This window comes from Dehalococcoidia bacterium (genome assembly GCA_030018455.1).
Lineage (GTDB): Bacteria > Chloroflexota > Dehalococcoidia > DSTF01 > JALHUB01 > JASEFU01.
This window is the reverse complement of record JASEFU010000007.1, coordinates 1-19888: the sequence shown is the minus strand read 5'-3', so window position 1 is coordinate 19888 and position 19888 is coordinate 1. Positions and strand designations below refer to the sequence as shown.

The following is a 19888-nucleotide window of genomic DNA, read 5'->3' as shown; positions in this document are numbered from 1 at the left end:
GAACAGAATGCGCGTAATCCGCAGACGAGGGCGAAGCAGACGCCTCGTAAACCGCTGTTGGAGTATCATTGGGCTACATTACGGGCCAACTGGAAGGGGGCTTCCGATGAGTCTATCTCTCACGGACGTTATCAAGCGGACAGCGAGGCGTCTGGGCGCCGTAGAGGTCGGCGTGGCCTCGAGAGAGAACCTCACGGGGCCGCCGGAAGCGGACATGAGCTACGTCATGCCTGAGGCGCAGAGCGCCGTCGTCTTCTTCGTGGTGCTGGATGAGTGCGCGATCACGAAATACCTGAGCAAAGAAGACCCGTGGCCCTATCGCAACCATTTCTTCGAAAATATCCAGCGCCTGGGCGACATCGGCCGCGGGGTAGCGGAAGCGCTGCGCGCAAATGGGTTCAAGGCGGCGCCCCAGTCCCCGAACGCCGTATACCGGCCGGGGAGCAACCTGGTGACCGGTCTCCTGCCGCCGTTCTCGCTCCGCTACGGGGCCTTTGCGGCCGGGCTCGGCACCATCGGGCGGAGCGGGCTCCTCCTGTCGCCGAAGTATGGAGCGCGGGTCCAGCTCGGCGGCGTGATCACCGACGCTCCGCTCGCGCCCGACAGTCCGCTCACCGAGAAGACTTGCCGCGACTGCCTGATATGCGTTGCCAGTTGTCCCACCGGCTTCATGTCGCGAACGGAGACGGTGACGTTCACTTTGGGAGGCCGCGAGATAACGCACGCGAAGAAGTCGGTGCACGCGCGCTGCGCCGTCGCCTGCGGGGGACTCACGGGGCTCAGCAAGAGCGGCAAGTGGTCGACCTGGTCAACGGGCCGCTGGGAGATAGAGGACGACGACGGCGACTTCCTGCGAAAGGTCGTCAAGCCCCGGTTCGACGAGATGGCGGCCGGCCAGGGCGGCGCCCGCGGCTACTCGACGTTCACGCGGATGTTGCAAGTGGACGGCTACGAGCAGCCGGGCATCCTGGCGCGCTCGCGAGAGGACACGCTGGTGACGTGCGGCAATTGCTCCATCATCTGCGTCGGCGACGAAGCGAGGACGAAGGCGCTGTACCGTATGCTGACCCGCTCGGGGGTAGTCATCGAGAACGAGGACGGCGAAGTCGTGGCGGTGCCGCCGCAGGAAGCTAAACGCATCCTCGCCGAGCGCGAGAGGGCGAGCGCCGGCAAGTAGAGGTGAACGGCGCCGGCGCGTCGGGGGGAAGAAGTTCCGGTTCATGCAGTCCGACAGTAGATGTGATTTCAGGAGGAACAATGGCCGAGCTACTGCGCACACCAGACGAACGCTTTCAGAACCTGCCCGGGTACGACTTCGCGCCCCACTACGTCCGGATCGGCGCGGCGAGGCTGCACTACATCGACGAGGGCAGCGGCGAGACGGTGCTCATGCTACACGGCGAGCCGTCGTGGTGCTACTTGTACCGGAAGATGGCGCGACCGCTCGTCGCGGCTGGGTACCGCGTTGTGGCGCCCGACTTCATAGGCTTCGGGCGTTCCGATAAGTACGCGGCGGTGGAAGACTACACCTATCAGATGCACGTGGACACCCTGTGGGCGTTCGCTCAGGAGCTCGGCTTACGCGACGCCACGTTCGTCATGCAGGACTGGGGCGGGCTCATAGGGCTGCGTGTGGCGGCAGAGCATCCGGAAACGGCGGCGCGGCTGGTTGTGATGAATACCGGGCTGCCCGCAGGCGAGCTCGGCCCCACGCCTCCCGACGACGCTCCTGACAGCGACAACGCATTTCTGCGCTGGCGCCGCTACTCGCGCGAGACCGAAGACCTGCCTGTGGGCCAGCTCGTCCAGGGGGCCACTGTCAGCGAGCTGCCGCCCGACGTCGTCGCGGCCTACGATGCCCCCTTCCCGGACGTCTCGTACAAAGCGGGGGCGCGGGCCTGGCCGTCGCTGGTGCCCGTCTTTTCCGACATGCCGGGAGTGGAAGAGAACCGCCGGGCGCGAGAGGTGTTCCAGCAATGGCGTAAGCCCGTGCTCACGTTGTTCTCCGATTCTGACCCGATAACCCGCGGCGGTGATCGCATGTTCCGCGCCCTTATCCCGACCGCGCGAGACGAGCCGGAAATAACCATCCGCGAGGCCGGCCATTTTCTTCAGGAGGACAAGGGCGAGGAAATAGCGGAGCACATCATCGCTTTCATGAAGCGTAGGCCGTTGCCGCGTTAAGCAGCGGCATCACGCCGCTCCAGCAGTCCGCGTATCTCCGCAGCGAAGCGGGCGCTACCTTCGTCGGGCGTCACCAGCTCGATCTCTTCCGGCGACTTCGCGCCCAGTCCCAGCGCAACCGCCCGCGCGATCTGCGCCTGATTGAAGACCGGGCCTTCGCTTACGGCGGGCGTCGTACCGAAATGGCGCAGGATCGCCACGCCCGCGGCGTCGATGGCGACGCGATCAGTCCCCGCCAGGACCACGTTTGTCTGGACTTTCTTGCCGCTTTCCGGCCCGCCCTCCGTGAACGCCTCCACGCCGTCCACTACTATTAACGCCGGGCTGTACGCGACATTCGCTTCGGCAATCATCTCCAGGTGGTGGCCGGACGTGTGCAACTCGCGCATGTAGTCGTACGCCTTGCCCGGGAGCATGCGTGCGAGCAGCCCGATCGTGTTCTTGAGCGAGAGGGAAAAGTCGCCGCCAAAACGGTGCGTCTTGAGGTTGCATGTCTGGACTACGGCATCGACCTCGAAAAGCAGCCGCGGCACCGCGAATCCCTGACGCCAGTGAGTGTTGTCGGGTTGAAGAAGCACCCATTCGGCATCCGGAAGCTGATCGAACGCCAGCGCCGTGAATCCCATCTCCTGCGCTAAGTGGAATACGCCCTTCTCCGCCATAACGCGGCGCGTCATGCCCATGCCGCTGCGGTCTCCGACAATAATCTCCGCTGCCCCGCGCTCGCGTAACCACTGAACGAGAGCGCGAAGCAGATCGAGATGGGTGGAGCCAGGCGTCGGGTCGGCGCTGTTGAAGTTTGGCTTGAGGAGGACTCGCTTCCCGGCGAAGGAGTTCAGCTCGATGAGGTCCGTTGCCTGCTTGAGCCCCCGCACGCGATCGTCAGTGTGGACAACGGCAATTCTCGACACGTGGCGCCCCCTCCTTGCGCTGGCGACCGCGATGCCGTTAGTCAGTCGCGACCGTCCCGCTTTGACAACACATGCCGCGATGGCGCTGACTCCACCCTGTGAATCGCCGCGAATCAGCCGGTCAAGAAACCCGGCGGCTAGCGTTTCAAGGCCAATGACGGCTGTTTCCTACGGCGGGAAAAAGAGGAGTCTTCACAAATCATAACATTGTTGTCAAGTCGCCGCGATGCTGGGGCCGAACATAAGTAACTCCGATCTTGGCAGAACGCAGGACGACAGCTATACTTTGCGCCACATTAGACGGCGCATCTTCAGGGACTCCGCATGAAACGCGGCCACGTTGCTGCGTAGAAAGGGGCGCGCAATGCTTTCATCCCGCAGCCTACCGGTCTTTTCGAGGCGCCTTTCGCGGCGGGGCGTGCTCAAGGCAGCAGGAGTGGGAGCGTCCTCCCTGGCGCTGGCACGCTGCGCCGACGGGCCGGCCGAGAACGAGTCAGGCGCTGCCGACAGCGACAGGCAGGACTTCCTGACGCCGCGCGGCCAGCCGGAGACGCCCCAGTACGGGGGCCGCTTGAACGGCGGCACAGCGACCGTCTTCAGCGGTCTCGACCCCCAGTTATGCGTCGACTGCTACGCTGTGGGCGCGAAGTTTCACGGTTACCTCTTCAGCGTCGACCTTCGCAATCAGAGCATCGACCTGCAGATGGCGGAGAGCTTCGAGCGCGTCGACGAGTTGACCTATGTCTGGAAGCTCAGGCCGGGGATCAGGTTCCAGGATATCGATCCGACCTTCGGGCGGGAGGTGACAGCGGAGGACATCGTCTACAGCATGTCGCGTCGCCGCGACGAGCCGAGCGGCCAGAACGATAAGCAGCTCCTGAGGGACTACACTACAAGCTTCGAGGCGACCGACAAGTACACGTTCCGCCTGCAGACGAGCAGGCCGTACGCGCCGACGGTCGATGAAGTGGGCAACCCCTCGTACGCCATTATTCCTCGCGAGGCAGTGGAAAAATGGGGCGACCTGCGCCAGAACGCCGTCGGGTGCGGCGCCTACATACTCGAGGAGTACGTTCGCGGCGAGCGGGTCAAGATGCGCAAGAACCCTGACTTCTACATGGAGGGGCGTCCTTACATCGAGTACCGGGACGTCCTCGTTATCCCCGACGAATCGACAATTACGCAGGCGTTCAACACGCGGCAACTCGACTACTACGGGGGTTCGCAGCCAAACCGGATGAAGGTCGATCAGTGGAAGAACATCGAGGGGATAGTCATCAGAAAAGGCGATAACCACTGGCACCGCACGTTCATGCTCAAGGTGGACCGCCCGCCTTTCAACGATATCCGCGTCCGCAAGGCGCTCGATCTTTCGCTTGACCGGCAGGACCTCATCGATAAGATGGCGTTCGGCGACGGTAAGGTGGCGGGCCCCATAGTGCCCGATCTCAGACCGTGGTCGCTGCCGCAGGAAGAGCTGCGCGAGTTCTACAAGCTTGACCTCGAGGCCGCGAAGCAATTGCTGGCCGCAGCAGGCTATGAGGACGGGCTGGACGTTGAGCTGAAGGTGCAGAACGTGGCCGATCTGAGCAGGCTGTGCGAGATCGCGAAGGGCCACCTCGCCAAGGCGGGCATAAGATGCACCCTCGCCCTGCAGGAGCTGGGCGTCCATCTTGCCCAGACCCTTTATCCGGGCAACTTCACGATGACCTGCTACTACAACCTTCCTTACACCGAACCCGACCGTCCGCTCTGCCAGTGGTTCAGCAAGGGGCAGGCCGGAATCTCTTTTTCCGGGTACAACAGCGCTGAGGCCGATGAATGGATATGGAAGGAACGGTCGGAGTTCGACCTGGACAAGCGCGTACAGATCGTCCACGAGGCCCAGCGGTTTTTCATGCGGGAGCACGGGCCGCAGATCAGCACGATCACGGACACAGGGTACGGGGCTTACTGGGAGTGGCTGCGCGGCATCGACGAGAACCTGGGCAGAGGCAGCTTTCTTCTGTTGGGCGTGCACGATTGGCTGACGCCGCGGTCGTAGCGGGAGAGCGGCTGTCGCGCGGAATGGTGGCCTGGCCGCTTTTCGTCATTTCGCAGGGCGGCGAATGCTATAATTGCCGCAGTCGAAGGTCTGGCGCTGAGGAGCCTCAGGCATGAAGGGTGATGGAAGCTGGTATTCGAGCAGGTACTCGCCTGAAAACGCGTCCGACGTCCTGCAACTGCTGAACAAGACGCGCGGGGAGAAGGAGCCGCTTTCGCCGTCGTACCTGGACTGGCAGTTCGAGAAGGGGCCGGGCGGAAGCGCGATCGGCGTCGTCGCGTGGGAGGACAGGACGGGGAGGGCAATTGGACAGGCGGCGGTCCTTCCCATAGGCGTCAGGCTGGGAGGCAAGACAACGAATGCCGGACTCGTGCTCCCGCCCACGGTCGACCCTGAGTCCGCGGAAGACGGCCTGGGCGCGCATCTCCTCGACGAGGTTGTCGCGCTTGCGAAACAGGAAGGGCTTGCCTTCTGCTACGCCTTCGCCGACCAGTCGTCGTTGCCCGCTTTCCTCGCTGATGGGTTCGAGAGGGCGATCACCCTTCCCCTGCTGATACGGCCCCTCAATCCGGAGCGCCTCGCGGCGAAGTCGAGCGGGGGGCGCAGCCTGGCGCGCGCGGCGTCGATTGCCCGCATAGTGTGGCGGATGCCGGCCGTGACAGGGCGGCAGGAAGAGGTGCCCGGGCTGGAGATCGAAGAGGTGGACTCGTTCGACGAGCCGTTCGCCGTGTTCTGGCATCGCGTTCACCAGCGCCTTCCCATCATGGTCATACGCGACCCCGCATACCTCAACTGGCGCTTCATCGACCGGCCGGACCGCCGCTACGCCGTCTTCATCGCGAAGTCGGAGGGCAAGATTCGGGCCCTGATCGCCGCGCAGGTGGCCAACCTGGGACGATTCTCGACCGGGGTCATCGTTGATCTGCTGGTGGAGGCGAGCGGCGAAGGCCGGGCGGCGGGCCGCCTTCTGGTGGACCACGTCGACGCCTATTTTAGAGGGCTCGATCTCGATATGCTCGTGACGGTGGCCCTGCGCCACACCGACGAATTCCGCATCTTCCGCTCGCGGGGTTTCTGGGTGCCGCCGCGGTTCCTGGAGCCCCACCCCTTCCACCTCGTTGTGCGCCCGCAGACAGAGGGGGCGGACAGCGTGTATGCGCTCCGCAACTGGTTCCTCACGCTGGGAGACTCGCAGATAGCTTGAAGCTCGGCGGGGGCAGAGCCTGCTGCGATAGGCGGTTTCGTCGCGCCTAGCCGGGGACACTCACTTCGATGGTTGTACCTTCGCCGGGCCGCGAGCGGATCTCCAGCGTCCCGCCGAGGAGCCGCGCGCGCTCTTCCATACCGATGAGCCCCAGTTTGCCGCTGGCGGCGGCGCTCTTGCTCTGGGGAACGTCGAAGCCCTTGCCGTTGTCGGCGACCGCCAATCTGAGCTGATGGTCACGGAAGTCGACGATGAGTTCGACGGCCGACGCCTGTGCGTGCTTGCGCACGTTGTTCAGGGCCTCCTGCGCTATGCGGAAGAGCGCAAGCTCCGTTTCGTGCGGCAGGCGCCTCGGCTCCCCCAGCATGCGGATGTTGGAGGCGATTCCGTCCTGCTCCTCCAGGGCGATAACGAGCCACTTGAGGGCAGGGAGCAGGCCGAGGTCGTCGAGCACGGGTGGGCGGAGGTCTTGGCTGAAGCGCCGCACGCCGTCGAGGACGGTGTCCGTCTGCTCGCGCAGCTCTTCGAGGCGGCCCGCGATTTCCGGCGGGATCTCTTTGCTCGCCGACGCCAGCATGTCGAGGCGGCGAGAAATGCCGGTGAGGGCCTGAGCGGTGTCGTCGTGCAGCTCGCGGGCGATGCGCAGCCGCTCGCTCTCCTGCGCCTGGAGCACCTGGGACACGTAGTAACGCAGGTTCTCCTGCATCCGCCGCTGCTCCGTGACGTCCCTGACGATGGCCTGCATGCCTACGGGCTCGCCGGCGCGCATCACGAGGCTGGGCATAAGCTCGACGATCGCCTCGTTGCCGTCCCGCCTGCGCAAACGCAGCTCGTAGGGGCCTTCAGTGGGCTCGCCGGCAAGCTCGCGCTCGATGATCTCCTGTTGTTCTTTGAAGTTCTTCGGCACGAGGAAAGTGGCGATATCCATGCCCACCATTTCCTCGCGGGTGTAGCCGGTCAGCTTCTCGCAGGCGCGGTTGGCGGCGATGATCTTGCCGTCCAGGCTATGGACGAAGATGGCTTCCGTCGCCGTCTCGAACAGGCCGCGATAGTTCTCTTCCGACTGGCGGAGCATCTCGTAAGTCTCCCGCTCCTTCTGGTGGAGGCGCGCGTTCTCGATCACGACGGCGATGGCGTTGGCGATGGAACCGGCAAGCTCTATCTCAGCGGCGTCGAAGTCGCGCGGGCCGCTGGTCGCGGCGCAGAAAGTGCCGAGGACCTTGCCCTTGGATTTCATGGGCACGATGAGTTGCGCCTGGATGTTCTCCCGCCGGCCGGCCTCCGTGCGGAGGGCGGGGCTTGTCGCCCCTTCCTTGACAACGAGGGGCTCCCCGGTCTCCGCTACCTTGCCGTTCAGTCCCTCGCCCATCTTCATCGTGGCGACCTGGGCGGCGAACTCTCTGGAAACGCCCTGGTAGGCTTCAAGCGTGAGCTGACGCCTTTGCTCGTCGAGGAGGAAGAGGAGCGACTTCTCCACCCGCATGACGTCCATCACTTTTTGCAGCGCCAGCGTGAAGATCTCGCGCAGCTCGAGCGGCTCGGCGACGACGCTCAGGACGGCGTTGATGGCGGAGAGCCGTCTCTCTTCGTTCTCCACCGCCTGAATGTGCGAGCGGAGTTCCCGCTGCGCCCACTCCAGCGAAGCGATGGTCCGCCGGTGCTGCGACTTCTCCCGATTTTGCACGTCGATAAGCCAGGTGACGAAGCCGCCGATGAAGGCGAAGGCGGCCACCTCTATCACCGCTTCTTCCGCTTCCGCCGCGAAGAAGACCCGCGGCAGCAGCAGCCCGGAGATGGCGATGGTGGTAAGAAAGCCGCCCGGCAGGCCGAAGACGAAAGCCGCGTAGGCCACAGGCAGGATGGAGAGGATGCGGTGTACGGAACGCCGGGCGAAGTCGACGCGGAGACCGGACTCGAGCTCGTCAACAAGAGGAAGAGAATCGGCATAGTAGAGGATGGTGCCGCAGGAGATGATGAATACGATGATCCAGAAGTGCGGCTCCTTCAGGGCCTGCAAGAGCCGCCCCGTCCAGGCCGCGGGCTGGCCCGCCTCAGGTCGCACCCCCGTTTCGGTCAGGAGACGTGGTCCAGAGATATCCAGCCCTCTTTCAGAGCGCATAGGACTGCCTCAGTGCGGGAGTTCACTCCCAGCTTGTCGAAGATGTTTGCGAGGTGCGACTGAACGGTCCGCACGCTCAGGGAAAGCTCAGCCGCGATCTCCTTGTTGCTCATGCCCTTCGCCGCCAGCTTGAGCACTTCCAGCTCGCGGTCGCTGAAGTGCTCCGGCAGCTTTTCCATCCGCTCGCCCTTGCTGAGGGACGAGAACCAGCGGACGACCTTGCGGGCGACGTGGGGGTCGAGCACGACCTCGCCCGCGTGCACGTCGTGGATGGCGTCGACGAGCTGGCGGCCCTGAACGTTCTTTAGCAGATACCCGCTGGCGCCGGCCTCGAGAACGGCGTAGATGTACTGGTCGTTGTCGTAGGCGCTGAGGACGAGGACGGCTGTCGCCGGGTGGGCCTCCTTGATCTGTTTGGTCGCGTCGATGCCGTTCAGCCTTGGCATTGCGATATCGACGATCGCAACGTCCGGCTTGAGTTGGGTAACGAGCCTGACGGCTTCCTCCCCATTCGACGCCTCGCCCACGACTTGAAAGTCGTCCTCCCGCTCCAAGCGCTCCCTGGTGCCCTCTCGGACGAGCGTATGATCGTCGGCCAGGATGATGCGGATCTTCTCCATGTGTTCCCTCTTCTCGCCGGAACAACGCCTTCGCCACAACCGGCCGCTGTTCCACTTATAGATTACTAGTAAACGTCTTATCCCGCCAGTTCTTTCATGTGCGGTGTCATCCGCCAGATGCGCGTCCGAGGGTGCGCATCTTGCCTACGAACGCGCGTTCCCGCTCCGAAATTCGGACGGGGCCCGGCGATAGGTTTACCGGCCCGACTCGTGCATTCTTTCACATTTTCGTGCCTGCTTTCGGCGGGCAATTGCCTAAGAATTGCGTCGCAACAGGCGGACGACGGACAAGGCAGCAAGGACTAGCATTTGGGTGAAGGAAATACAGGGACCCTGAGCAGAAAGAAGGGGGCGAGAACATGACAACGATGAGCTACCGCCACGAAGGTACTCCGGGAACCGTTCCGGAGGGCTGCCGCGCTGCCGGCTACGTCAGGCAAGACTTCGGGGAGATGGGGAAAAAGTGGACGCGGCCCGACAGTCAAAAGGCGAGGATCTCCAGCTGCGCCGAGGCGCACGGATGGGAGCTCGCTTGCCTGTATGAGGACATCGGCTGGACCGGCGAGTGCCTCAACAGGCCGGGGCTCGTTTCCCTGCTCGGCAACCTCGACTTCCAGGTGCTGATCGTAGACCGCACCGACCGGTTGGCCTGCCGCAAGGAGGACCTGGACTTCCTGCTCGCTCTGCTTGAGGAGCGGGGTGTCACCTGCGTGCCTGCCACCTGGTCGTGGGAGCCGCTCTCCCAGTACATGCGCTGGTGGTACCGCAGCAGGGGAAACCCGGTGTACGCGCAGCTCGACGGCGAGCCGGCGAAGGTCAAATAGGGCGAGGCAAGACGGGTAGTTGCGAAGCAAGTCAAGGATTGCGCTCAGGGAGGAAAGTCTAAAGGCGACAACGGTCGACTTGAAGCGCAAAGGAGAAGCCAATGCCCTCGAGAGAACACCTCTGGAACATCCACTTCGGAGACCTTGTCTACCCGATCGGGTTCCTGGTAATCGCGATAATCGCCTTTGCCATCTATCGGCGCGTCCGGCTATGGACGCTGGGCAGGTCGGATGACAGGCTGAGCAACCTTCCGGGCAGGTTCTGGAACGTCTTCGTCAAGACGAAGGCGGACGCCCTCTGGCATCAGCGGATCATGCGTTCCCCCTATGCAGGAGTGATGCACGCGCTGATCTTCGGCGGCTTCGGTCTGCTCCTCATAGGCACCTCTCTGGACGCGCTGAACACGCACGTCTACCACTTCCTGGAAGGGAACCTGTATCTGGGCTTTTCCCTGGCCACGGATACGGGAGGGTTGCTCGCGCTTGCCGGCATCGGCATGGCCGCTTACCGCCGATACGTTCTCAAGCCTTCGAAATTGAACAACGTGCTCGATGACGCCATGGCACTGTCGCTGCTGGCGCTGATCCTCGTGACGGGCTTCATGGTAGAGGGCCTGCGAATCGCAGAGACTGAACTCGAGGCGCACCCCGGCTGGGCCCCCTGGTCGCCCATCGGGTTCGTCTTCGCGCAGGCTTTCAGCCCCCTCAGCGAGAGCGCGACGGTATACATCCACCAGGCCCTCTGGTGGGGTCACATGGGCATATCTTTCGGCGGCATGGTCTACGTGTTCCTCAGCTTCACGAAGCTCGCGCACATCCTTACCGCTCCTCTCAACATGTTCCTCCGCTCACAGAACGGACGCGGCGTATTGCAGCCGATAGATCTCGAAGCGGAAGAGATCGGGACGCTGGGAGCGGCGAAGCTGCAGGACTTCACGTGGAAGGACTTGCTCGACCTCGACGCCTGCACCCGCTGCGGCAGGTGCCAGGATGTATGCCCGGCGGCACGGACCGGCAAGGCCCTCTCGCCGAAGAACGTGATCCAGGAGTTGAAGGCCCACATGCTGGAGCAGGGCCCGGCGCTGACGCACAAGGGCAACGGCCACAAGGACGAAGAGGCGGCAAAGACGCTCATCGGCGAGACCATCAGCGAGGACGAGTTGTGGGCGTGCACGACATGCGGCGCCTGCGAAGAGGTGTGCCCCGTCTACATCGAACCGATCCGCAAGATGATCGAGATGCGCCGCAACCTGGTCCTGGAGCAGGGGAATATACCGGCGACGATGATGGCAAGCCTCCGTTCCACGCAAGACCGCGGACACCCCTGGAAAGGCGCCTCCGCCTCGCGTACGGACTGGGCGAGCGGGCTTTCCGTCGAAAACATATCGAACAACGGCGACTCCGGACTGCTGTTCTGGGTCGGTTGCACGGAAGGTGTGCAGGAGACGACGATGAACATCCCCATCGCCCTGGCGAAGGTCTTCGAGAGGGCCGGCGTGCAGATAAGCTTCCTCGGCCACGAGGAGTCGTGCTGCGGCCACTTCGCGCGGAGGATGGGTGACGAGTACCTGTTCCAGTGCCAGGCGCGGCAGAACATAGAGACGCTGCAGCGCCACAACGTCAAGAAGATAGTCACCGCCTGCCCACACTGCTACCACACGCTGAAGTACGAGTACCCGCAGTTCGGCGGCGAGTTCGAGGTGGTGCATCACACAGAGTTCATCCTGCAACTGATCGAGGAAGGCAAGCTGCGGTTCACAAACGAGATGAACAAGACGGTCGCTTACCAAGACCCCTGCTACCTTGGCCGCTACCACGGGATCTACGAGGCGCCGCGCAAGATCCTCGCGGCGATACCGGGGGTCAAAGTGGTGGAGATGGAGAGCTGTGGCGCGAACAGCCTCTGTTGCGGCGCGGGCGGCGGCCGGATGTGGATGGAAGAAGAGCCGGAGCAGCGGGTGAACATCATGCGGTCCAAGGAGGCCGTGGCGACGAAAGCGGACATGGTAATAACAGCCTGCCCCTTCTGTCTACAGATGTTCAAGGATGGCCTGGGCGGTCTCGGACTGGAAGAGCCGCCGGAGGTCCTTGACCTGGTAGAGCTGCTGGAGCGTGCAACATCGGTGCCAGCACCTCCAGCCAAGGTTGCGCCGACGGAGGCCGGAGTGGCCGACGAGGCCCTCACGGAGGTCGGCGGCAACTAACTGTTTTCCTCCTCTTCGACAAGGGGCAGCCCGGGCGGCCGGTCAATGACCGGCCGCCCCCTCTTTTCTGCGCGAGAAGCAAGAGGCGAAGGGCTTGTTCTCCTCCGCCTCTTCCGGGCAGCGGCCCTTTGTCTACCGGTCGGCGCGCACCCGCCGCATCGACACCAGGACGAACAGCCAGGCGAGCGCCATGCCACCCAAACTCATGCCCACCAGCAGGAGGATGCTGTTGTCCACGCCCGCAATCCGGTTCTGGCTGCCGCCGTTGCCGGCGCTGGGCAGGCCGCCAGCGGTTTCGCCGTCCGGCTCATCAGCGGGCCCTGAGTCGTCCGCAGGGTCAGGTCCGTCAGCGGGCTCAGGGTCGTCGGCGGGCCCGGGCTCATCGGCAGGCTCGGGCTCGTCAGCGGGCGCTGGCTCGTCAGCGGGTTCGGGGTCGTCAACGAGCTCAGGCTCATCAACGGGCTCGGGCTCATCGGCGTCGTCCGGCTCGTCCACGTCACAGAGGGCAGGGTTGATGACGCAGATGTCGAGGATGCCCCCACACAGGTCGGGATGCAGCTCGCAGAAGCCCGCGGGCTCGATCCCCGGGACGGGCTCCGCGCCGTCCTCGCACAGATCGGGGTTCAGCGCGCAGAGGTCGATCATTTCGCCGCAGATGAAGGGGTTGGCATCGCAGACGCTAAGCAGAGCGCCGATATCCGGCTCCACGGGAGGCGGGTCGTCGAGCGGGATTTCCAGTATGTCCTCGATATCGAACGGCAGCGGCGGGCCGGCGGATGCCGTGTCCACATTCGTCGCGAAGAACGCCGCCGTCACCAAGAGGACGAGACCACTGACCGTTGCTATGCCTTTCATTCTGTTTCTCCTTTCGCTTTCTTTCTTGCCGTCGCTCCTATGACAGCCGGCGGCGCGATTTCTTACACGGACCGCACGGTCTCCGAAGAAAGACGTGCGCGCACTACCGTGGGAGAGAGGAGAGGCCTCTCCGTAAGAACAAGGACGGCTCCGGTGATGAACGGGCTATAGGAGCGGGGGAGTGATTGTGGGCGTCTGTGTCGGCGTCGGCGTAGGTGTCGGCGTTGCGGTAATCGTTGGGAAGGGCGAAGGCGTGGGCGTCGCGGTGGGCGGAGGCGCGGCAGTGGACGTCGGTGCGGCCGTGGGTAGTAACGTCGGCGTTGCAGCGGGCAGAGTCGGGGACGGGATAGGCGTGTCGATGGCAGCAGCGGCAGGAGTCGCCGTGGGTTCGCCCCTCGGGGAAGGCGAGGGCGACGGCGTCCGCGTCTTCGTTGGAAGCGGCGTCGGCGTCCGCGTGGGCCTCGACGTCGCCGTCGGGGTCGCCGTCGGCGAAGCGCCCTCCCCCGACCAGAGCGACGGCGCGAAGAAGAAGACCGGCACGAAGGCGATAACGGCGGCCACGACGAGCGCCGCGAAGCCCCGGCGTCGCCGGCCCCCGCCGAGGAGACGCCTCCAGCCATCGTCGCCGCCGCCTCTGCCGCCCGGGGCCGCGCTTTGCTGAGCAGAGTACGAAGCAGCGACGCCCGGCCACTGCCTCTCGAGCTCCCCCCACACCCGCTCCTTGAGCCCTACGGGCGCGGGCACGCACGCGAAGGCGCCCAGCACTTCCAGCGGCGAGAGGAGACGGCGCCGCGTGCGCTCGCAGACGTCGCAGCCGCGGACATGACGGTCGACGGCGCGGCGGACTCCGGGCGTGATGGGTGGAATCACGAAGGCGGACAAGATTTCGCGCAATCGCTCGCACTCCCGGCTGCCGCGCCGAGCGAGCAGGAAGGCGCCGATGGCCTCCTCCACCGACTTCTTCATCCGGTTGAGCATGGTGTAGGCGTTCCCCTTACTCACGCCCAGCACCTCCGCGATTTCGGCGCTCTCCAGCCCCTGGCGCACATGTAGATCGAGGACGGCGTAGGTGCGGGGGTCGAGGCTTTTCGCCGCTTCCCAGACCAGGTCGGCGGTCTCGTGCGCCTGCGCCGCCTGCTCCGGGTCCACCAGCCGGTCGGTATCCACCTGAGACAGCAGCGGGTCCGACAGCCCGCCATCTTCTCCGTCGCCATCCTCGGCCGGGGGCGTCGCGATACGCTTCTGCCGTTCGAGGCGGTTCAGAGCCTGGTGGTGGGCGATGGAGAAGAGCCAACTCTTGAAGCTCGCGGGACTGGAGAGGGCAGGGAGGTTCTCCATCGCCTTGAGGAACGTTTCCTGAACAAGGTCGGCCGCCTCGTCCGCGTTCCGCATCGTGCGGCGAAGGAAGTCGTAGAGGGCGGGGAAGTAGCGGTCGTAGAGGCTGCCGAAGGCTTCGCTCTGCCCCTGCAGTGACAGCCTCACGAGCTCGGCGTCGCTTCGCTGGACGGACGACATCATGCCCCCACGTTCCATCGGGCGGTCTGGCAAAGTCTAACATTCATCTTGCTTCCTTCACCAGTTAGACAGCCGAGGCCGCGAATTCTTACGTGTTGGGAGACATGGAGAAACGGGCAGACACGGCACGGAAGGCAGGGAGTCGCCCGGCGGCGCTCAGGTCACCGCTGCCGGGAGGCTCAAGCGAGAGGATCGCCATCCAGTCGACGGCCGAGCTCCATCAAGCGCTGACGCAGCGCGGCCACCGCCAGGAGATGCAGGTGAAGGTCTGCGCCGGAAACGTCGCCGCTCAGTCCGGAGAGCAGCGACGCCACTTGACGGCGCACCAGCTGCAACTCCGCCTCCAAATCGATGGCCGCGCGACCGGCCGCTTTTGGAGCACGCGCCTCCTCGGCTGATTGCACGCGTCCGGCCAGCGTCTCGATGCGGTCGGACAACTCCCGCAGACGCTCCTCGACTGAGGACATGTCGGGCCGTTGTGCGGACTCTCGTTTTTCCTCCGCGGCGATCAGCCCTTCCAGCGCCCTGGCCAGGGACTCCAGCCGCGCGACAAGCTCGCTGTTGTCTCCGGCCGCGTGCGCTTTTCTTGCGGGTTGCTTCGCCGCGACGCGCCGCTTGGGTTTCAGCACACGCGCCGGCCCACGCGCGACGCCTCTCCTCCGGAGGCCCGCGGCCGCGCGTCGTTTCGCGCGAGCGATACGGGGGGTCACCAGCCGTTCGGAGCCCGGCGGAACGGGCCCGGAAGGCGCGGGGCCTTCGCCGCCCCCCGCCGACGGCCCAGTAACCGCGGAGGGGACGGAGACGCGCTCCTGCTTTGCGGCCGGCTGCGGTTGCCTCCTGATCTCCTTCTCAAGCGTCGCCGCGCCGGGCTCGGAAAGGACCATCGCGACGAACACCGCGAAGAGACCAGAGAAGGCGAAGACCGCCCAGATTTGTCGCAGAAACACCATTTCGAGGGGAACGAGCGCGAAGAAGACGGCAAGGGCCGTAATCACGTTCGTGAGGATGGGGCTGGAGGTGCGCTCGCTGAGGAGGATGAGGGCGGCGCCTCCCAGCAGGAACGCGGGCACGACGGCGGCCGCGGCGACGAGCAGTCCCACGCCGCAGCCGTCATCGCCTTCCCGGCAGCTCATCCAGCTTACGACGAAGCTGGTGACGATGGCGACGCAGGAGAGCGCAGCGGCGGCGAGGACGCCTCCCAGACGCCTCCGGACGCTCGTCCTCCGCCTTTCGTGTCCGATTCCGTTCTCCAACTCGTCGCCCCCTCGCAGACCGGCGATGATTAGAGGAAGAGACGCCTGTCGTCGCGCTTGGAGACAGGCAAGGACGGAATTCGCCGGCGGGAACGTTACTGGCGGGGGACTGCCATGTCAGGCACGTATTATATCACTTCTCTTCGCCGTCAACGGCAGAATAGAATCACATCGCCCGAACAGGAGGGGGCCGGCCTGGAATCGTTTCGTGATATCATCAGGGCAGCGCTGACTCGACGACAGGAGGTATCAACATGACGCAGGGACTACAGGCTACCCTGAGGGCGGCGATCGAGGACGGTGACGGCATACTGCGGCTGGCGCCATGCTGGGTGCCGCGCTCCTTCCTCATGCCCGGACGGCGCCTCAAGCTGCATCCCGACGACTACTACGCCCTCGGCGCCCACCGCGGCGGCATCGACGAGCGCTGGTTCGCATCGACGACGGAGGCGGCGAACGAGAACCGCCAGCCGGATGAGGGACTCAGCTACGTGGTGCACGGAAAGGAACGCTTCACCCTGCGCGACGCCATCGCGCTGGACGGCCCGCGCCTTATCGGAAGGGAGATGTGGGAGCGCTACGGCCGCTGGCCCGTCTACTCCAAGTTCTTCGATAACCTCGGCCCGATACCCCATCACCTCCACCAGAACGACGCCCAGGCCGCGCTCGTCGGACAGGAGGGCAAGCCGGAATCGTACTACTTTCCTCCCCAGCTCAACAACACGTCGAACGCCTTCCCCCACACGTACTTCGGCCTCGAACCCGGCACGACAAAGGAAGACGTGCGCCGCTGCCTCGAGGACTGGAACAAGGGCGACAACGGCATACTCGACTACTCGAAGGCGTACCGGCTGAAGGTGGGGACAGGCTGGCTCCTTCCCCCCTGCATCCTGCACGCGCCCGGCTCGCTGCTGACCTACGAGGTGCAGTGGGGCAGCGACGTCTTCGCCATGTACCAGTCGATGGTCGAGGGACGCTACGTGCCCTGGGACCTGCTGGTGAAGGACGTGCCGCCGGAAAAGCACAACGACCTCGATTTTCTGGTCGACCTCATCGACTGGCCGCTCAACACCGACCCTAACTTCAAGGACAGCAACTACCTGGAGCCGGTCCCGGCCGCCGGCTCGCCCGACGAAGGATGGGCCGACCGCTGGATCGTCTACGGGCGCATCGGAGGCCGGCAGTACTTCTCGGCAAAGGAGCTGGTCGTGCAGCCGGGCGCTCGCTGCGTGATAAAGGACAGTGGGGCCTACGGCCTGATCGCTGTGCAGGGGAGCGGGCGTATCGGCAAATTGCGGCTGCAGACGCCGGCAATGGTCCGCTTTGGAGAGATGACGGAGGACGAGGTCTTTGTGTCGCACGAGGCGGCAGCCCAGGGGGTGACGTTCGAAAACACGGGCAGCGAGCCGCTGGTGACGCTGCGTTACTTCGGGCCCGACGCCAACAAGGACGCGCCTGAAGTGGGCGACCACAGAATCCAGGCAAGCGATAAGAGCGCGAGAGGCGACTGAATGCCAACCGTAGAATTCCCCCGGGACTTCACGTGGGGATGCGCCACCTCCGCCTATCAGATCGAGGGCGCCTGGAACGAGGACGGCAAGGGCGAATCGATCTGGGACCGCTTCTCCCACGATCCCGGCCGCATCAAGGACGGCGACACCGGCGACGTGGCCTGCGACCACTACCACCGCTACAAGGAAGACGTGGCGCTCATGAAGGAACTGGGGCTGAAGGCGTACCGCTTCGGCATTTCCTGGCCGCGCGTCTTCCCCGAGGGCAAAGGCCTGCTTAACGAGAAGGGGCTCGATTTCTACCGCCGTCTCATCGATGAGCTGCTGGCTGCGGGCATCACGCCCCTGCCGACGCTCTACCACTGGGAGCTGCCGCAGGCGTTGCAGGACGTCGGCGGGTGGGCGAACCGGGACGTCGCCGGCTACTTCGCCGACTACTGCGCCACCGTGGTCGACCGCCTTGGCGATCGCGTCGACGCGTGGCTCATTTTCAACGAGCCCTTCGTCTTCACCATCCTCGCCTATCTCACAGGCGCGATGGCCCCCGGCATCCGCGACACTGCCCTTGCATTACAAACGAGCCACATCGCGAACCTGGCGCAGGGGCTGGCGGTGAAAGCGGTGCGCGCGACGGGCAAGGCGAAATCGGTAAGCTCCGCCTTCAGCATGAGCGGCTTCACTCCTCAGACCGATTCAGAGGAAGACCGGCAGGCCGCCGAACGCTTTCATGCTTTCACCAACGTATGGTTCCTGGAGCCCGCCCTGAACGGACGCTACCCCGACGCCTACCCGCGCGCACTTGACCCCGAACGCTTGGCCGTCAGGCCCGGAGACATGGAAACAATACGTGCCGACCTCGACTTCATCGGCATCAACCTGTACACGCGCACCGTCGTCGCCGCCGACCCGGATGACCCGAACCTGGGGCTGCGCCGCGTCCCGCAGGAGGGCGCGGAACAGATGGACAACGGCTGGGAAGTGTACCCCGAAGCGATCCACCAGGTGATAACGCGCATCTGGAACGACTACCGGTTGCCCATTGTGATAACGGAAAACGGCTGCGCGTTCAACGACGGGCCGGACGAGAGCGGCGCGGTCTCCGACGACCGCCGCGTCAGCCTGCTCCAGCGCTACATCGCTCAGGTGGGACGGGCCATCCAGGAGGGCGCCGATGTCCGCGGCTACTTCCACTGGACGCTGACCGACAACTTCGAGTGGATACAGGGGTTGAGCCAGCGATTCGGCCTGATTTATGTCGACTTCGCGACGCAGCAGCGCATCATCAAGAAGAGCGGCTACTGGTACCGCGACCTCATACGGTCGAATCGCATCGAGTACTGACCGCCGCGGGCGCTAGCGACCCTTGAACTCCGGCTTCCGCCTCTCCAGGAACGCCTGCACCCCCTCGCGAAAGTCCTCGCTGTTGAAGAGGGGCACGAGCTGCAGGTAGGCGTGATGGACGTTCGCCTCGAAGCTCTCCTCCAACCCCAGACGCATGAGCCGCTTCGCGCCCTGCACTGACATCGGCGCGTTGGCGGCGATCTCCGAGGCCCAGGTCCGCACTTCGGCGGCAAGCTCTTCGTGGGGCACGACCTTGTTGACGAGGCCGATGGCCAGCGCCTCTTCGGCGCTCAAAATGCCGCCCCGAAACACGAGCTCTGACGCCCTGGCCCAACCCAGGAGCCGGGGCAGTATCCAGGTGCCGCCGCTCTCGGGCAGGATGCCGCGCTGGGTGAAGATGGCGCCCAGCCTCGCCCGGTCAGAGGCGATGCGTATGTCGCAGAGCATCGCCAGGTCGAATCCGTAGCCCACAGCAGCGCCGTTCAGCCCGCAAACGACGGGCTTGTCGGTGGTATGGAGGACTATGGGCGGGCTGCCGGCAAGGTCGAAGCGGCCGCCCGCGCCGATTACACGCTCGCCATCACCTCCGAAGCCGCCCTTGAGGTCGAGTCCGGCGCAGAAGCCCCGTCCGGCGCCGGTGATGACGATGACACGCACCTCTGGGTCGCGGTCGGCGTCGCGGAGGGCGGCGGAGAGGCTGACGAGCATCGGTATCGAGATGGCGTTGAGCCTGTCGGGACGGTTCAGGGTGATGGTGGCGATGTGGTCGCTGGTCTCGTAGATCAGGTCCTGGTACTCCATGGAATTCCCCTTTCAGTCGGTAGGCGTTCATGGCGAGTATGGCATCGAGCGCGGAGAGGGTCAACGGCAGCAACGACCGGGCCGGCACCGCGGCGTCGCTTCTCGAGAAGGACGAGTGTCGCTCGCGGCCTGACGGCGCTTCAGCAGAAAGACGGCGCCTGCCTGCCTACCGACAGGCAGGCTTGCGGCCCGGCGGCGCTTCAGCAGGTCGACCGGTAAACATGACGCCTGCAGGTTTATCCTGCAGGCGAAAACCCGCGCCCCTAAGACAGATAGCGGCCCCTCCTTATCCCCACCTTCGGTTCCCTGCTGCTTGGACCGTCGGCCTACTCTCCCTTCACCCCGTTCTGGCTTCTCGCCGGCGATTCCGCCGGCAGCCGGAGGCTGGCTCGACCCATCCGCTTATCCGCTCTCTATCCGTTGACAGACCGCTGTGCTCGTTCAGAAACATTCCGTACACCATAATGCCACGTGGGGAGAGGAAGATATGGAGTGCCTATGC

The 19888-nt window shown here is 64.7% G+C and carries 15 protein-coding genes; 8 read left to right on the top strand and 7 right to left on the bottom strand.

Features of this window, described 5'->3' with window-relative positions; translation table 11 throughout:
* The first annotated feature begins 106 nt into the window (after positions 1 to 106).
* On the top strand, positions 107 to 1177 hold the full coding sequence (locus tag QME71_08840) for an epoxyqueuosine reductase (GenBank protein MDI6858405.1): 1071 nt from the start codon (positions 107 to 109) through the stop codon (positions 1175 to 1177).
* A gap of 80 nt (positions 1178 to 1257) precedes the next feature.
* Positions 1258 to 2184 carry a haloalkane dehalogenase gene (locus QME71_08835; protein ID MDI6858404.1) on the top strand — a complete coding sequence of 309 codons (927 nt, stop codon included), beginning with the start codon at positions 1258 to 1260 and terminating at the stop codon, positions 2182 to 2184.
* Here QME71_08835 and QME71_08830 read toward each other — a convergent pair.
* Complete coding sequence (locus QME71_08830; GenBank protein ID MDI6858403.1) at positions 2181 to 3095, bottom strand: DUF362 domain-containing protein; 915 nt, start codon at positions 3093 to 3095, stop codon at positions 2181 to 2183. The two genes, QME71_08835 and QME71_08830, sit on opposite strands and share 4 nt — an antisense overlap.
* A gap of 436 nt (positions 3096 to 3531) precedes the next feature.
* On the opposite strand from QME71_08830, the gene QME71_08825 reads away from it, so the two are divergent.
* Positions 3532 to 5139, top strand: coding sequence for an ABC transporter substrate-binding protein (locus QME71_08825; protein ID MDI6858402.1), 1608 nt, complete (start codon positions 3532 to 3534; stop codon positions 5137 to 5139).
* Between the two features lie 112 nt (positions 5140 to 5251).
* Positions 5252 to 6343 (top strand): GNAT family N-acetyltransferase, encoded by a 1092-nt coding sequence (locus tag QME71_08820; GenBank protein MDI6858401.1) that lies wholly within the window; start codon positions 5252 to 5254, stop codon positions 6341 to 6343.
* A 46-nt stretch (positions 6344 to 6389) separates the two neighbouring features.
* On the opposite strand, the gene QME71_08815 is transcribed toward QME71_08820, so the two are convergent.
* Entirely contained in the window at positions 6390 to 8405 is a 2016-nt protein-coding gene (locus QME71_08815) for a PAS domain S-box protein (GenBank protein MDI6858400.1), read from the bottom strand.
* An 11-nt stretch (positions 8406 to 8416) separates the two neighbouring features.
* Positions 8417 to 9082, bottom strand: a complete 666-nt coding sequence (locus tag QME71_08810; GenBank protein MDI6858399.1) for a response regulator transcription factor — start codon at positions 9080 to 9082, stop codon at positions 8417 to 8419.
* 359 nt (positions 9083 to 9441) lie between these two features.
* Between QME71_08810 and QME71_08805 the strand changes: the two genes are divergently transcribed.
* Together QME71_08805 and QME71_08800 are read left to right on the top strand one after the other, a co-directional pair.
* Complete coding sequence (locus tag QME71_08805) at positions 9442 to 9906, top strand: recombinase family protein (GenBank protein ID MDI6858398.1); 465 nt, start codon at positions 9442 to 9444, stop codon at positions 9904 to 9906.
* A gap of 101 nt (positions 9907 to 10007) precedes the next feature.
* Positions 10008 to 12110, top strand: a complete 2103-nt coding sequence (locus QME71_08800) for a heterodisulfide reductase-related iron-sulfur binding cluster (protein ID MDI6858397.1) — start codon at positions 10008 to 10010, stop codon at positions 12108 to 12110.
* A 132-nt stretch (positions 12111 to 12242) separates the two neighbouring features.
* Here QME71_08800 and QME71_08795 read toward each other — a convergent pair whose 3' ends face one another.
* The 3 genes from QME71_08795 to QME71_08785 form a co-directional block, all read right to left on the bottom strand.
* The gene (locus QME71_08795; protein MDI6858396.1) at positions 12243 to 12965 is read right to left on the bottom strand and encodes a procyclic acidic repetitive family protein; all 723 of its coding nucleotides are present in this window, start codon (positions 12963 to 12965) and stop codon (positions 12243 to 12245) included.
* 165 nt (positions 12966 to 13130) lie between these two features.
* Positions 13131 to 14483 (bottom strand): RNA polymerase sigma factor, encoded by a 1353-nt coding sequence (locus QME71_08790; protein MDI6858395.1) that lies wholly within the window; start codon positions 14481 to 14483, stop codon positions 13131 to 13133.
* Between the two features lie 176 nt (positions 14484 to 14659).
* Positions 14660 to 15733 carry a hypothetical protein gene (locus QME71_08785; protein MDI6858394.1) on the bottom strand — a complete coding sequence of 358 codons (1074 nt, stop codon included), beginning with the start codon at positions 15731 to 15733 and terminating at the stop codon, positions 14660 to 14662.
* A 254-nt stretch (positions 15734 to 15987) separates the two neighbouring features.
* On the opposite strand from QME71_08785, the gene QME71_08780 reads away from it, so the two are divergent.
* Together QME71_08780 and QME71_08775 are read left to right on the top strand one after the other, a co-directional pair.
* Positions 15988 to 17244, top strand: a complete 1257-nt coding sequence (locus tag QME71_08780; GenBank protein ID MDI6858393.1) for a hypothetical protein — start codon at positions 15988 to 15990, stop codon at positions 17242 to 17244.
* Positions 17245 to 18585 (top strand): GH1 family beta-glucosidase, encoded by a 1341-nt coding sequence (locus QME71_08775; GenBank protein MDI6858392.1) that lies wholly within the window; start codon positions 17245 to 17247, stop codon positions 18583 to 18585.
* Positions 18586 to 18597: 12 nt separating this feature from the next.
* Here QME71_08775 and QME71_08770 read toward each other — a convergent pair whose 3' ends face one another.
* A complete protein-coding gene (locus QME71_08770) occupies positions 18598 to 19386 on the bottom strand; it encodes an enoyl-CoA hydratase-related protein (protein ID MDI6858391.1) in 789 nt (262 codons plus the stop codon).
* Positions 19387 to 19888: the final 502 nt, after the last annotated feature.